The 13,818-nt window shown below is 61.0% G+C and carries 13 protein-coding genes; 7 read left to right on the top strand and 6 right to left on the bottom strand.

All coding sequences use genetic code 11. The annotated features are described in order from the left end of the window. Positions 1–137 precede the first annotated feature (137 nt). The 4 genes from ACP90_RS02370 to ACP90_RS02355 all read right to left on the bottom strand — a co-directional run bounded on the left by ACP90_RS02370 (position 138) and on the right by ACP90_RS02355 (position 3,919). Positions 138–1,151, bottom strand: coding sequence for a patatin-like phospholipase family protein (locus ACP90_RS02370; protein ID WP_031270129.1), 1,014 nt, complete (start codon positions 1,149–1,151; stop codon positions 138–140). Positions 1,152–1,223: 72 nt separating this feature from the next. Further along, a complete protein-coding gene (locus tag ACP90_RS02365) occupies positions 1,224–2,006 on the bottom strand; it encodes a 3-hydroxybutyrate dehydrogenase (RefSeq protein WP_023002766.1) in 783 nt (260 codons plus the stop codon). A 198-nt stretch (positions 2,007–2,204) separates the two neighbouring features. Next, the gene (locus tag ACP90_RS02360) at positions 2,205–3,092 is read right to left on the bottom strand and encodes a hypothetical protein (RefSeq protein WP_062486522.1); all 888 of its coding nucleotides are present in this window, start codon (positions 3,090–3,092) and stop codon (positions 2,205–2,207) included. Between the two features lie 41 nt (positions 3,093–3,133). After that, complete coding sequence (locus ACP90_RS02355; protein WP_062486519.1) at positions 3,134–3,919, bottom strand: hypothetical protein; 786 nt, start codon at positions 3,917–3,919, stop codon at positions 3,134–3,136. Between the two features lie 223 nt (positions 3,920–4,142). Here ACP90_RS02355 and ispG point away from each other — a divergent pair, with 223 nt between their 5' ends. The 7 genes from ispG (at position 4,143) to queF (ending at position 9,849) form a co-directional block, all read left to right on the top strand. Next, positions 4,143–5,402, top strand: coding sequence for a flavodoxin-dependent (E)-4-hydroxy-3-methylbut-2-enyl-diphosphate synthase (gene ispG, locus ACP90_RS02350; RefSeq protein ID WP_062491273.1), 1,260 nt, complete (start codon positions 4,143–4,145; stop codon positions 5,400–5,402). Positions 5,403–5,423: 21 nt separating this feature from the next. Then, complete coding sequence (gene pdxY / locus ACP90_RS02345) at positions 5,424–6,320, top strand: pyridoxal kinase (protein WP_062486516.1); 897 nt, start codon at positions 5,424–5,426, stop codon at positions 6,318–6,320. Then, the gene (locus tag ACP90_RS02340) at positions 6,313–7,050 is read left to right on the top strand and encodes a DUF429 domain-containing protein (protein WP_062486513.1); all 738 of its coding nucleotides are present in this window, start codon (positions 6,313–6,315) and stop codon (positions 7,048–7,050) included. The genes pdxY and ACP90_RS02340 overlap by 8 nt, the downstream gene beginning before the upstream one ends. A gap of 160 nt (positions 7,051–7,210) precedes the next feature. Then, positions 7,211–7,900 carry a 7-cyano-7-deazaguanine synthase QueC gene (gene queC, locus ACP90_RS02335; RefSeq protein ID WP_082809644.1) on the top strand — a complete coding sequence of 230 codons (690 nt, stop codon included), beginning with the start codon at positions 7,211–7,213 and terminating at the stop codon, positions 7,898–7,900. Continuing rightward, on the top strand, positions 7,893–8,276 hold the full coding sequence (gene queD, locus ACP90_RS02330) for a 6-carboxytetrahydropterin synthase QueD (protein ID WP_062486510.1): 384 nt from the start codon (positions 7,893–7,895) through the stop codon (positions 8,274–8,276). The genes queC and queD overlap by 8 nt, the downstream gene beginning before the upstream one ends. Beyond that, positions 8,273–9,001, top strand: a complete 729-nt coding sequence (queE, locus tag ACP90_RS02325; RefSeq protein ID WP_062486507.1) for a 7-carboxy-7-deazaguanine synthase QueE — start codon at positions 8,273–8,275, stop codon at positions 8,999–9,001. Before queD ends, queE begins: the two co-directional genes overlap by 4 nt. Before the next feature lie 380 nt (positions 9,002–9,381). Then, positions 9,382–9,849, top strand: coding sequence for a preQ(1) synthase (queF, locus tag ACP90_RS02320; protein ID WP_062486505.1), 468 nt, complete (start codon positions 9,382–9,384; stop codon positions 9,847–9,849). Positions 9,850–10,198: 349 nt separating this feature from the next. On the opposite strand, the gene ACP90_RS02315 is transcribed toward queF, so the two are convergent. Both ACP90_RS02315 and ACP90_RS02310 read right to left on the bottom strand, forming a co-directional pair. Continuing rightward, on the bottom strand, positions 10,199–10,855 hold the full coding sequence (locus ACP90_RS02315) for a hypothetical protein (protein WP_145915708.1): 657 nt from the start codon (positions 10,853–10,855) through the stop codon (positions 10,199–10,201). Between the two features lie 143 nt (positions 10,856–10,998). Beyond that, positions 10,999–13,791: a bifunctional aconitate hydratase 2/2-methylisocitrate dehydratase gene (locus tag ACP90_RS02310; RefSeq protein WP_062486500.1), complete on the bottom strand. Its 2,793-nt coding sequence runs from the start codon at positions 13,789–13,791 to the stop codon at positions 10,999–11,001. Positions 13,792–13,818: the final 27 nt, after the last annotated feature.

The following is a 13,818-nucleotide window of genomic DNA, read 5'->3' as shown; positions in this document are numbered from 1 at the left end:
AGATCTGGTTCCGCCAAAACTATCTGACACAAGATGCTGATTCCGTTTAGACTTTCTTCACATCTGCTGCATTGCAAATTGCAACGCCACCTGCAAACACGGCTAACAAAAGGTTAAGAAATTGAGCCGGACGCCCGTCAGGAAATCTCTTCCTTGACGTCGATGGTCGAGCGCTTGCCGATGTCGTCATAGTGCCGCTCGAGCCATTCCTGCGCAGTCTTGCGCCCAAGATCCTTGAGATCGGTGAGAAACGCCCATTCGGCGTTGAGTTTCGACGAGGCTTGCAGCGGCTTCAGCTCCCCGGCGGAGATCCGGTGCATGTTGACCTTCATGTATTCCTCGCTCGACAGCTTGCCTTCCTCGATCAGGCGCGTGACGAAGTCGATGGCCCGGAGCTCGCGAAGGAGCGTGGAATTGAAGGTGATCTCGTTGAGCCGGTTGACGATCTCCCGCGCGGTCTTCGGCACCTTGCGCCGTTCGATCGGGTTGATCTGGATGAGCATCACATCCGGCGTGTCGGTGTCGTAGAACAGCGGATAGAGCGGCGGATTGCCCATGTAGCCGCCATCCCAATAGGGCTCGCCCTCGATTTCCACCGCCTGGAACACCTGCGGCAGACACGCGGATGCCATCACTGCATCCAGCGTGACTTCCTTTTCGCTGAACACCCGGATCTTGCCGGTGAAGACGTTGGTTGCCGAAACGAAGATCTTCATGTGTTCGCATTGGTGAACACGGTCGAAATCGACGGTTTTTTCCAGGACATCGCGCAGCGGATTGGCGTTGAGCGGATTGAATTCGTAAGGCGACGCAAACCGCGTCAGCACATCGAAAAACAGATAGCTGGGGGAATGATCAAGGCTCCATTCCCCCAGGAACACGTCCAGCGGCGAACGCTGGATCGGGCTGTATTTCGCCTGCCGGCTGACCTCGTACCAGAAAGCTTCCAGGCGCTCTCTCGCACCGTCTTCGCCGCCGTCCTGCATGCCGCCGGCAAGCACCACCGCATTCATGGCACCGGCCGACGTGCCGCTGATGGCGTCGATCTTCAGCCGCTTGTCTTCCAGGAACCAGTCCAGAACGCCCCAGGTGAAGGCGCCGTGTGCGCCGCCACCTTGAAGGGCAAGGTTGATCTTCTTAGGCGCGGCCATGACGGCTCCCTTGTTCCGGTGGTTCGGCGACGGTCGCGGGCGGGCATCAGCCCGCACCGCGAGCAGCGTGGATCAGTGAGCGGTCCAGCCGCCATCGATGGGCAGGATCGAACCGGTGATCGATGATGCCGTATCGGAGCACAGGAAAACCGCATAGCCTGCCACCTGTTCGATGGTCACGAACTGCTTCGTCGGCTGCGCGGCCAGCATGACGTCGTTCTTGACCTGCTCTTCGGTCATGTTGCGCGCCTTCATTGTGTCGGGGATCTGCGCTTCCACCAGCGGTGTCCAGACATAGCCCGGGCAGATGGCGTTGACGGTGATGCCCTGCTGCGCGACTTCCAGCGCCACGGTCTTGGTGAGACCGGCAATGCCGTGCTTGGCGGCTACATAGGCGGACTTGTAGGGCGAGGCGACCAGCGCGTGGGCGGAAGCGGTGTTGATGATCCGTCCCCAGCCCTTGGACTTCATGCCGGGCAGCGCGGCACGGATCGCATGGAAGGCAGACGTCAGGTTGATGGCGATGATGGCATCCCACTTGTCGACCGGGAATTCATCGACCGGCGAAACGAACTGGATGCCGGCATTGTTGACCAGGATATCGACACCGCCGAATTCCTTTTCCGCATCGGCGATCATGCCGGCGATCTCGTCGCCCTTCAGCATGTTCGCCGGCGAATAGGTGCAGCGCACCCCGAAATCCGCCTCGATGGCGGCCCGGGTCTTTTCGATCTCATCGGCATCACCCAACCCGTTGATCACGACATTGGCGCCTTTTTCCGCGAAGGCGCGGGCGCATCCGAGCCCGATGCCCGAAGTGGATCCGGTGATGACGGCGGTTTTGTTGGCAAGCATTTGGGATCTCCCTTGATCGGCGGATCATCGGCCGGGAGTGTCCGGCCATCCGGAAACGGATCGTTGAAAGGCTTGGCCTCGTTCTGCCTTCCACGAAAGGCAACAAGGCGTCAGAACAGAAAATTTCAGGCACACATTCGACCAGTTGTCGCCGCACTGCAACATCGGAATGATGAAATTTGATCCATGTTGCCTTCATCAGCGCCGGTTCATGCGCTGCGCCCCGTCAAGCGCCTTGCGTGCACGGGCCCTGGCGGCATCCCGCGTTTCCTCCACTTTGGAAAGATCTTCCTGTCGAAGTCCGAGTTGCGCGGCAAAGCGTTCGCGGATCAGGCCGTAGAAGGTCGCATGCAGGCTGGCAAACGCCCAGACCAGGATCAGCATGGTGCCCATCGGAAAGACCGCAGAGCGGATCTGCTGCCACAAGACGCTGGCAGGCATCAATCCATCGCTAACGCCAAGAACGACCGCCCAGATGCCGACCAGGAAACCTGCAAGCAGGCTCATCACCAGCGCCGCAAAGGCCATGGCCCAGCCAAGCCCGGACGTTGCCCGCCAGCTTTCCTTGAGCGTCAGCGGATCGTCCACCGCCGATGCCGGCAGCACGACGGAAAAGCGTTGCACCACCATCAGTGCAACGAACGGTGCCAGAAACAGGAGCAGCAGCCCGATGCCCGCCGTGACCGCGGCCAGCAGCAGGGAAACAATCACCAGCGGTATCAGTGACAGGGCGCCGATCAGGCTGAGGACGATCTGGTTGAGAATGACGCGTATGTTGCGCGCCCCGAAGGTGACTGGAAAATCCCGCGCGTCGATCAGAATGCGCCGCACATAGGCAATGGCAATGGAAAAGCCGACCAGCAGGTTGGCAATGGCGGCCAAGGCCCTGAGCGCGCCTTCGTCGGCAGCGGCGACCGGCTCGGTCATGTAGGAAACGGTCTTGAAGCCGCTTTCCGGCATCAGCGATCCGCCGATGGCGAAATTCAAGGCGACCAGAAGCAGGATATAGGCCCACCCGGTTTTCAGAAGCGTCCCGAAATTATGCTGCGCCAACGACAGCGAACGTTCCAGAACGGTGAAAAACATGGTCGGCTCCGGTTGCTTGCAACGGCCGCAGGATACGCGATTCAGGCCGGCGCACCAGCCCCCTCCGGCCGTTCCATCGCAATCCGGTAACCCGCCGTCAGGATCGAGATTCCCAGCACGGTAACGATGATCTGCACCAGCACGTTCAGCACCAGGATCTTCATCTGGATGAGGGCTGCCGGCAGGCCGCCGGACAGAAGACCAAGAAGATACTGCAGCCCCTCGCCAACGGCGACAAAAGGCAGGATCAGGATAAGTGCGGCCAGGAACATCGGCATGCCGAGGCCTTTTCCGAACTGAAGCATCTGACTGAAGCCGAGCGGTCGCTCAACGGCAACGGCCGGCAGGCTGAGGTTCAGGCGGAACAGGAACGGGGCGAGAATGAATAACGCGACGATCCACAAAACCACCGTCATGGCGGTGCTGTTGAACAGGCTCGACAGCACACCAATCACCAGCCCCGCGGGCAGCACGACAACGACCGCGGCCAGCGACAACAAGAGCATTTGCCCGATGAAACGGAACTCGACAGCGCCAACGCGAAAGTGCAGAGGTCCCGGCCGCTCGTTCAGCAGACCGAACCGGTGCCAGGCGACCGAAATGGATGCGGACGACAGCAGGGCAATCACCATGGTCGTCAGCAGCAGCAGGACCGTCGTTCCGGAAATATCTTCAGGCGCGGTCGCCTCATTGATCTGCGCGCCATTCGCCAGAATGAAGAGAGACAGCACAAACTGCAGGAGAAACCAGCCACCACAAACCTTGAACACGGTTTCCAGATTGCCAAAGACAATGGAAACAGAGTCCGACAGCAACCGTTTCAACATGCAGCACCCTCCATAACAAGACGGCCGACGGTTAGGACCGGCCCATGCAAGCTCATAGCGGGCTGAAAACCATGTGGCAACGTCCGCGAGCCTGAAGATCGACCTGCCTTTGCCGCGGCTCTGCCATTGCCCTTTTTTGCCGCACGCCCTAATCATGCGCTGGAAAGTCGGCCCCAGTTCCCTCATATGAGGGGCAAACGCTCAAAACCCGTTGGTTCCTGTGATGATCGATGATTTCGCGAAAGCCCTGCCCCGCCGCTCCTCCGTCGGTGTGAAGGTCGGCAATGTGATGGTTGGCGGCGATGCACCTATCGTGGTGCAATCCATGACCAATACAGACACGGCGGATGCCGATGCAACCGTCGCGCAGGTGGCGGCACTCGCCCGTGCCGGGTCTGAAATCGTGCGCATCACGGTGGACCGTGCAGAAGCTGCGGCCCAGGTGCCACGGATCAAGGAGCGGCTGGAGCGGATCGGCATCACGGTGCCGCTCGTCGGCGACTTCCACTACATCGGCCACAAGCTGCTGACCGACTATCCCGACTGCGCCGCAGCGCTCGACAAGTACCGCATCAACCCTGGCAACGTCGGCTTCAAGGCCAAGCGCGACACGCAATTCTCGCAGATCATCGACATCGCACAGAAGCACAACAAGGCGGTCCGGATCGGCGTCAACTGGGGCTCACTCGACCAGGAGCTTCTGACGAAGCTGATGGACGAGAATGCCGAAAGTGCAAATCCGGTTTCAGCAGCGGCCGTCATGCGCGAAACGATTATCCAGTCCGGGCTTCTGTCCGCCGAGCGCGCCGAAGGCCTCGGCATGGGCCGTGACAAGATCATTCTCTCGGCCAAGGTCAGCCAGGTGCAGGACCTGATCGCCGTTTATGCCGATCTCGCCCGTCGCTGCGACTATGCCCTGCATCTCGGCCTCACCGAAGCCGGCATGGGCACCAAGGGCATCGTTTCGTCCGCCGCTTCCATGGGTATCCTTTTGCAGCAGGGCATCGGCGACACCATCCGCGTGTCGCTGACACCGGAACCGGGCGGCGACCGCACCCGCGAGGTGCAGGTGGCTCAGGAGCTTTTGCAGGTGATGGGCTTCCGCGCCTTCGTGCCGGTGGTGGCCGCCTGCCCCGGCTGTGGCCGCACCACGTCCACGGTTTTCCAGGAACTGGCCCAGGACATTCAGGACCACATCCGCGTGTCCATGCCCAAGTGGCGCGAACAATATCCGGGTGTTGAAAGCCTCAACGTTGCCGTGATGGGCTGTATCGTCAACGGCCCGGGCGAATCCAAGCATGCCGACATCGGCATTTCCCTGCCCGGCACCGGCGAAACCCCCTCGGCGCCTGTCTTCATCGACGGCGAGAAGGTCATGACCCTGCGCGGGCCCGGCATTGCCGACGAGTTCAAGCAGATGGTTCTGGACTATATCGAAAAGCGCTACGGCACCGGCAGCAAGTCGTCCTCCGACGCTGCCTAACCCCGGAAGGAACACGACCCCATGATGCAGCCGGGCGCTCCCGAGCCACAGAGAAAGCCGGTTCTGGTGATCACGTCACAGGTGGTGCGCGGCGGTATCAGCGGCCGCGGACTGACCTTCGCGCTGGAGCGGATCGGCCATGATGTCTGGTTTCTGCCGACCATCCTGCTGCCCTGGCATCCGGGACAGGGCAAGGGCACCCGCATCGTTGCCCCTGCAGCAGACTTCACCGCCATTGTTGAGGATCTTGCCGCATCCCCGAAACTGGCCGAAGTCGGCGCGGTGATTTCCGGCTATCTCGGCAATCCGGAACAGGCGGCCGCCATCGCGTCACTTGTGAAGGCGGTCAAGACCCACAATCCGGATGCGCCATACCTGTGCGATCCGGTCATGGGCGACCAGCACGAAGGCAGCGGCAACCTTTATGTGCCCACGGCAACGGCCGAGGCAATCCGAGACCAGCTGGTGCCCCTGGCCGATGTCGTCACGCCCAACGCCTTTGAACTCGGCTGGCTGACGGGCCGCGAGATCGACAGCGAAATGCAGGCTCTCGCCGCCGCCCGGGTTCTCGGCAACGAGCGCGTGATGGTAACCTCTTCGCCAGCCCTGCGCCGCAACGCCATTGCCAACCTTCTGGCAGGCCCGCGTGGCGCCGTTGCCGCCGAACATGCTTCCATCGCCAATCCACCGCACGGCACCGGAGACCTGATTGCAGGCCTGTTCCTGTCCAACCTTCTGGCCGGTCAAAACGACGAGGAAGCCCTGAAACGTGCGTCGGCCTCCGTTTTTGAACTGGTTGCCCGCAGCGTGCGCAAGGGCGCGGACGAATTGCTGTTTGCCGAGGAGCAGAACTCCGTGGTGAAGGCAATGGCCCTCGTCACCTCGCGCCGGGTTCTGGAAGCAAAGGCCCGTGCCTGACGGGGCAGGCACAAGGGTTGCCGGTGTCGACGGCTGCAAGGCCGGCTGGGTTGCGGTCATCCGCAATCTGGAAGACCCCGCCGATCTGGATCTGATCGTCTTTCCGACCTTCGCGGATATTGTCGGACACACCCCGCATCTTGCCATTGTCGCTGTCGACATGCCCATCGGCTTGCCGGACCGCATCGGCCCTGGCGGTCGCGGCTCGGAAAAGGCTGCTCGCAAACACCTTGGCATGCGCCAATCCTCGGTGTTTTCCGTGCCCGCCCGCCCCGCCGTTTATGAAGTCGATTACCTGAAGGCCTGCAACACGGCACTCGCCACGTCCGACCCGCCGAAAAAAGTCTCCAAGCAGTGTTTCTTCCTGTTCCCGAAAATACGGGAAATCGACGCCCTGATGACACCGGAGCTGGAGACACGCGTCCACGAGGTGCACCCGGAACTTGCCTTCTGGCGCCTCAACGGCGGAGCGGAAATGAGCCTGCCCAAGAAGGTCAAGAGCCGCGCCAACCCGGCAGGCCTCGACCAGCGGCGGGACCTTCTCGTCTCCAAGGGGTTGCCCGGAGAGTTTCTTGACCAGAGCCCCCCGCGCGGCTGCGGACGCGACGACCTTCTGGACGCCGCCGCCAACAGCCTGATTGCCGAGCGGATCTTTCGGGGAGAAGCGGAACCGTTTCCGAAGGACTTCCGCCGCGATGAGCGCGGCCTGAGGATGGCGATCTGGGCGTAATGCGCCCGCGTTGTCCATTTTCCTGCTTTTCCTGAAAATCCTTCAAGGCATGCCCCACCCTTCCCTTTTCGCCAAAACCTGCTAAAACGCGCGCCGTTCCCCAAAAGGGAACCACCGGTCGCAGCCTACCCGGTGCCAGCGAAAACAAGGGACCACATCGTTGAAAACACTTGTCATCTGTTCCGGCGGATTGGATTCCGTCACCCTTGCGCACAAGGTTGCGCGGGAACACGAGCTGATCGGCCTCGTATCTTTCGACTATGGCCAGCGCCACAAGAAGGAGCTGGACTACGCGAAGGCCTGTGCCGATGAGCTGAACACCGAGCATATCCTGATCGACATTTCCAATATCGGCCGCCAGCTGACCGGCTCGGCGCTGACCGACAACGTGGACGTACCGGACGGGCATTATGCCGAGGAAACCATGAAGATCACCGTTGTGCCGAACCGCAACGCGATCATGCTTTCCATTGCCTTCGGCATTGCCAGCGCGCGCGGTGCCGAAGCGGTCGCGACCGCCGTCCACGGCGGCGACCACTTCATCTATCCGGACTGCCGTCCGGCCTTCACCGAAAGCTTCGAGACCATGCAGCGCCACGCGCTGGAAGGCATGGGCGAGATCAGCCTCTTCACGCCTTACGTCCACACCTCCAAGGCGGACATCGCCGCCGAGGGATTGAGGCTTGGCGTCGACTATCGCAAGACATGGTCCTGCTACAAGGGCGGCGAGGTTCACTGCGGGCGCTGCGGCACCTGCGTGGAACGGCGCGAAGCCTTTCACCTGGCCGGTGGCATCGACCCGACGGTCTACGCAGACGAAGCGTTCTGGAAGGAGGCGTGCAATGTTTAGGATCACCAAGGAATTCCACTTCTCCGCCAGCCACCAGATCCTTGGCCTGGGAGAAGACCACCCCTGCGCCCGCCTGCATGGCCACAACTATGTGGTCCAGGTGGAGCTGATGTCGGAAGAGCTGAACGGCATCGGCTTCGTGCGCGATTACCGCGAACTGTCCGAATTCAAGCGCTTCATCGACGACACGCTCGACCACCGGCACCTGAATGACGTGCTCGGCAATGATTGCGTAACCGCCGAGACCATGGCGCGCTATTTCTACAACTGGTGCCGCCAGCGCTGGCCGGAAACCTCGGCCGTTCGCGTGAAGGAAACGCCGAAGACCTGCGCCGAATTCCGTCCCCTCGTCTATCCGGGAGCGCGTGCGGCATGAGTATCGAACAGATCCGGGTCAGCGAAATATTTGGCCCCACCATTCAGGGCGAAGGCGCCCTGATTGGCCAACCCACCGTGTTCGTGCGCACCGGCGGCTGCGATTACCGCTGCTCCTGGTGCGACACGCTGCATGCTGTCGACAGCGCTCATCGGGACGAATGGTGTCCAATGACGCCGGAAGCCATCCTGATGCAGGTGGAGATCCTGTCCGGCGGCAATCCGCTGACAGTGTCGCTTTCCGGTGGCAATCCGGCGATCCAGCCGCTGGGTGGCCTGATCGAACTCGGCCGGAAAGAGGGCTACCGTTTCGCGCTGGAAACGCAGGGCAGCCTCGCCAAGGACTGGTTTGCCGATCTCGACGTCCTGACGCTGAGCCCGAAACCGCCGTCCTCGGGCATGACCACCGACTGGCAGCGCCTGGCGGAATGCGTCGAGGCCGCAGGGCCTGAGACACAGACCGTCCTGAAGGTCGTTGTCTTCGACGAGGCGGACTATGCCTTCGCGCGGGACGTCTCAGACCGCTACCCGCATCTCAGCTGCTTCCTGCAGCCGGGTAACCACACCCCTCCGGCGGCAGCCGACAAAGATGCCACCATCGACATGGCCGGCATCATGGAGCGCATGCGCTGGCTTGTGGACCGGGTTACCTCCGACAGATGGTACGCAGCCACCGTCCTGCCGCAGCTTCACACGATGATCTGGGGCAATTTGCGCGGGGTTTAGGAACCGGCCTCTCCGGTGTCATCCCGGCCAAGCGTAGCGCGTGCCGGGACCGGGAAGCCAACGGTGTCGCGAGCAGAATCGACAGGCCTTCGCCTCCCCGATCCCGGATCTTCGTCCGGGATGACAACGGAGAGGAAGCTTTTCAAAACCGCTCCCTCATCCTGAGGAGCCGCTCCAGCGGCGGCTCGAAGGATGGGCGGCACGCACAGAACAAGCGGCCCATCCTTCGAGACGGACCTGACGGCCCTCCTCAGGATGAGGGCGTAGAGAAGCGAAAGCCCAAATTTTGGGTCTTTGCGAGTTCATTCAAGAACACGGAGCCCATCCACTGACAGCGCAAAAGCGTGTCTCCGGAACAGGCTCAAAATCAGGAGACAGTCATGTCCGACAAGAGCATCTACGAGAACCTGACCCAGCTCGGGTCTTCCACCGAACTTCCCGATGATCCCGACAAGGCGGTTCTGGAAAAAGTGCCGAACCCGCAGGCTGGCACGGGCTACATGGTCCGCTTCGTTGCCCCGGAATTCACCTCGCTGTGCCCGATTACCGGCGCGCCGGACTTCGCTCATCTGGTGATCGACTATGTGCCGCGCGATTTCCTGGTCGAGAGCAAGTCGCTGAAACTGTTCCTCGGCTCCTTCCGCAATCACGGCGCCTTCCACGAAGACTGCACGGTTTCCATCGGCAAGCGCCTGGTCGACCTGCTCGATCCGGAGTGGCTTCGCATCGGCGGCTATTGGTATCCGCGCGGCGGCATCCCGATCGACGTCTTCTACCAGACCGGCCCCGCTCCGGTCGGCGTCTGGATCCCCGACCAGGGCGTCGCCCCCTATCGCGGACGCGGCTAAGGCTAACGGGCTACCTTCGCGGATATGGCGATCCCGAGGTCCGGGCTGGAATTCGGAACCATCGATCAACGCCAGGCCGCACCCCACCCGGAAGTGTCACCCCGGGCTTGACCCGGGGCCCACTCATTTCCAGAGCCTCAAGACTTGCCCAAGGCTCAAAGCGACTGCCTGAACGCAATAGAGGTTTCCGAGCTCGCCGTGATGGGGATTGGATCCCGGGTCAAGCCCGGGATGACATCTGAGGGTGGGGCGAGCCTCGCTTGCCATCCGCTTACCAGAACCACCTGTTGTTCCGCGCAATCGGTACACCCGCCGTCCGCCCCGCGATCCTTCCGCCTGGCTGGCTGCCTTACTCCGGCACCGGCAGGTTCAGGCCAAGGGCTTTTTCGATCACCTGGGTGGTCACCATCTCGAAAGACGGGGCCTTGCTGTCGTAGATCGCCTTGACGATGAAATCGTCACTGCGGCGGACATAGTAGGTGTAGCGGTTTTCCGTGACCATGCCCTGGCTGACGGTGATATCCGCTGCGACCACCTCCACGGCCTCACCCTCCAGCTCTTCCTCGCTGCAGGCCGCGTTGCGGATTGTGGCTGCGTTCGTTTCCTTGTCGGCACGTGCCTGATCCGCGTTCTGGCCGGTGTCCATCTCGCGGATCTTTTCCCAGGTCGACCCCTGGTCCGCGGATTGGTAGAGCACGTTGCCGTAGCCAAGCACCCACGGGCCTTCCGGTGAGGTTGGCACGGTCAGATAGTGATCCTGCGACAGGTAGAAAAAGTCATTGGTGGTCGGCGGCGCGCCCTTAAAGGCGGTGGTCACCTGGGTCTTGGTCGGCGTCGTCTGATCGAGTTGCAGATAGAGTTCCGTGAAACGATCCTGACACGGGTCAGCCAGAGCGCTCTGCATAGAGCCGGCAAGAAGAAAAAGAACTGCGGGCACGCGGTATTTCATGAAAGCCCCCATGGAAATGAATTTAAGAAATCGGCCGAAATCACCGGCCATTCCCATGGAACACTTTTTCCTGCCGCCAAACAATCACCTCGTTGGCTTCAACGTCCCGTCCTGACCCGCAAATGCAGCAGGGCCGCCCGATCGGTATCGATCGGGCGGCCCCAGATTGCGTCTGTGTTCTGAATGAACGCAGCTAGCTCTTAGAAATGAACCGACCGTGCGTCGAGCGGCTTCTGGTTCGGCGGAGCGAACTTGGTCAGATCGATCCCTTCGACAGCCGCCTTGTACTCGTCGAGGCTCGGCGTCCGGCCAAGGATGGCCGAAAGAACCACGACCGGCGTCGAGGCCAGCAGGGATTCGCCCTTTTTCTCGGAGGAATCTTCCACGACACGGCCCTTGAAGAGGCGCGTGGAGGTTGCCAGAACCGTGTCGCCCTTGGCGGCCTTTTCCTGGTTACCCATGCAAAGGTTACAGCCCGGACGCTCAAGGTAGAGAATGTTCTCGTATTCGGTGCGGGCGGTGTTCTTCGGCGAGTTGTCGTCGAATTCGAAACCGGAGTATTTCTGCAGAATGCTCCAGTCGCCTTCTTCCTTCAGCTCGTCGATGATGTTGTAGGTCGGCGCAGCCACCACGAGCGGTGCCTTGAACTCGACTTTCTCGTTGGTCTTTTCGAGGTTCTTGAGCATCTGGGCGACGATCTTCATGTCGCCCTTGTGCACCATGCACGAACCGACGAAACCCAGATCGACCTTCTTCTCGCCGCGATAATAGGAAACCGGGCGGATCGTGTCGTGGGTGTAACGCTTGGAGACATCCTCGTTGTTCACGTCCGGGTCGGCGATCATCGGCTCGTCGATCAGGTCCAGATCCACCACGACTTCCGCGAAATACTTCGCGCTGTCGTCCGGCATCAGGGCCGGCTTCTCGCCGGAGCGGATTTCGGCAATGCGTTTGTCTGCCTTGTCGATCAGGCCCTGCAGAACCTTGTTGGCGTTGTCCATGCCCTTGTCGATCATGATCTGGATACGGCTCTTGGCGATTTCCAGGGATTCGATCAGGGTGTCGTCGTTGGAGATGCAGATGGAGGCCTTGGCCTTCATTTCCGCGGTCCAGTCGGTGAAGGTGAACGCCTGGTCGGCGAGCAGCGTGCCGATGTGCACTTCGATGATGCGGCCCTGGAAGACGTTGTCGCCGAACTGCTTCAGCATCTGTGCCTGGGTGGCATGAACGACGTCACGGAAGTCCATATGATCCTTCATGGTGCCCTTGAAGGTCACTTTCACCGATTCCGGGATCGGCATGGTTGCTTCGCCCGTGGCCAGTGCCAGCGCAACCGTGCCCGAATCCGCACCGAAGGCAACGCCCTTGGACATGCGGGTATGGCTGTCGCCGCCGATGATGATTGCCCAGTCGTCGACGGTAATGTCGTTCAGCACCTTGTGGATCACGTCCGTCAGCGGGTGATAGACGTCCTTGGGATCGCGTGCGGTGATGAGGCCGAACTTGTTCATGAAGCTCATCAGCTTCGGAATGTTGGCCTGTGCCTTCAGATCCCAGACCGAAGCGGTGTGACAGCCGGACTGGTAGGCGCCGTCGACGGTCGGTGCGATCACCGTTGCCGCCATGGCTTCCAGTTCCTGGGAAGTCATCAGGCCGGTCGTGTCCTGCGAGCCGACGATGTTGACCTTCACACGAACGTCGGAACCGGCATGCAGCACCTTGCCTTCCGCAACGCCGACAGCGTTCCGGTTGAAGATCTTCTCGACTGCCGTCAGGCCCTGGCCTTCGTGCGACACTTCCTTGTTGGGTGCGAACACCGGCGGCATCTCGATGCCGAGGGTTTCCGCGGCAAAGCTCTGCAGCTTCTTGCCGAAGACGATGGCGTAGGAACCACCGGCCTTCATGAACTCGACCTTCTGCGGGGTCAGCGCGGAAGCGACATCGGCCAGTTCTTCGTCACCGGTATCGTTGTAGAGCTTCTTGGTCTTGGTGTTGATGGTCAGCACCGTGCCGGTCTCGACGGAATACTTCTGTTCCAGAACCGGGCTGTCGTCATTGTTCAGGATCGGCTTGCCGTTTTCGTCCAGCTTCTTGACCCAGTTCTTCAGGTCAATGCCGATGCCGCCGGTCACGCCGACGGTGGTCAGGAAGATCGGTGAAATGCCGTTGGTGCCGGCAACGACCGGGGCAATGTTCACGAACGGAACATAGGGGCTGGCCTGCTTGCCGGTCCACAGGGCGACGTTGTTGACGCCGGACATACGGGACGACCCCACACCCATGGTGCCCTTTTCGGCAATCAGCATGACGCGCTTGCCCGGATGCTGCAGCTTGAGCGCTTCGATTTCCTTCTGGGCCGCTTCGGAGATCATGCACTTGCCGTGCAGCTCGCGGTCGGAACGCGAATGCGCCTGGTTGCCGGGGGACAGAAGGTCGGTGGAAATGTCGCCTTCGGCGGCGACATAGGTGACGACCTTTATTTCCTCGTCGATGTCCGGAAGCTTGGTGAAGAACTCGGCCTGAGCGTAGCTTTCCAGAACATCCTTGGCGATTTCGTTGCCGGCCTCATAGGCGGCCTTCAACCGATCCGTATCGGCATCGTAGAGGAAAACCTGCGTCTTCAGGACTTCAGCAGCGTCCCTGGCGATCTGGGCATCGTCGCCAAGAGCCAGGTCCAGCAGAACCTCGACGGAAGGGCCACCCTTCATGTGGGACAGGAGTTCGAAGGCAAACGCCGGGGTAATCTCATCAACAACTGACGTGCCGAGGATGATTTCCTTCAGGAACTTCGCCTTCGCGCCGGCAGCGCTCGTGGTGCCCGGCAGCGTGTTGTAGATGAAGAACTTGAGCGACTCTTGCCGGTGCTGATTACCGGTATCCTTGATCTGCGCGACGATCTCTTCAACGAGAGCGGCGTCTTCGATGGGCTTGGGATGCAGACCCTGGCCTTTGCGCGTTTCGATCTCTTTCAGGTAGTCTTCATACAAGCTCATGATGATCCCGGCGTCCTGGTGTTGTTT

The organism is Labrenzia sp. CP4 (assembly GCF_001579905.1).
In the GTDB taxonomy this organism is placed as follows: Bacteria; Pseudomonadota; Alphaproteobacteria; order Rhizobiales; family Stappiaceae; genus Roseibium; species Roseibium algicola.
This window is presented reverse-complemented; position numbering and strand designations above follow the sequence as displayed.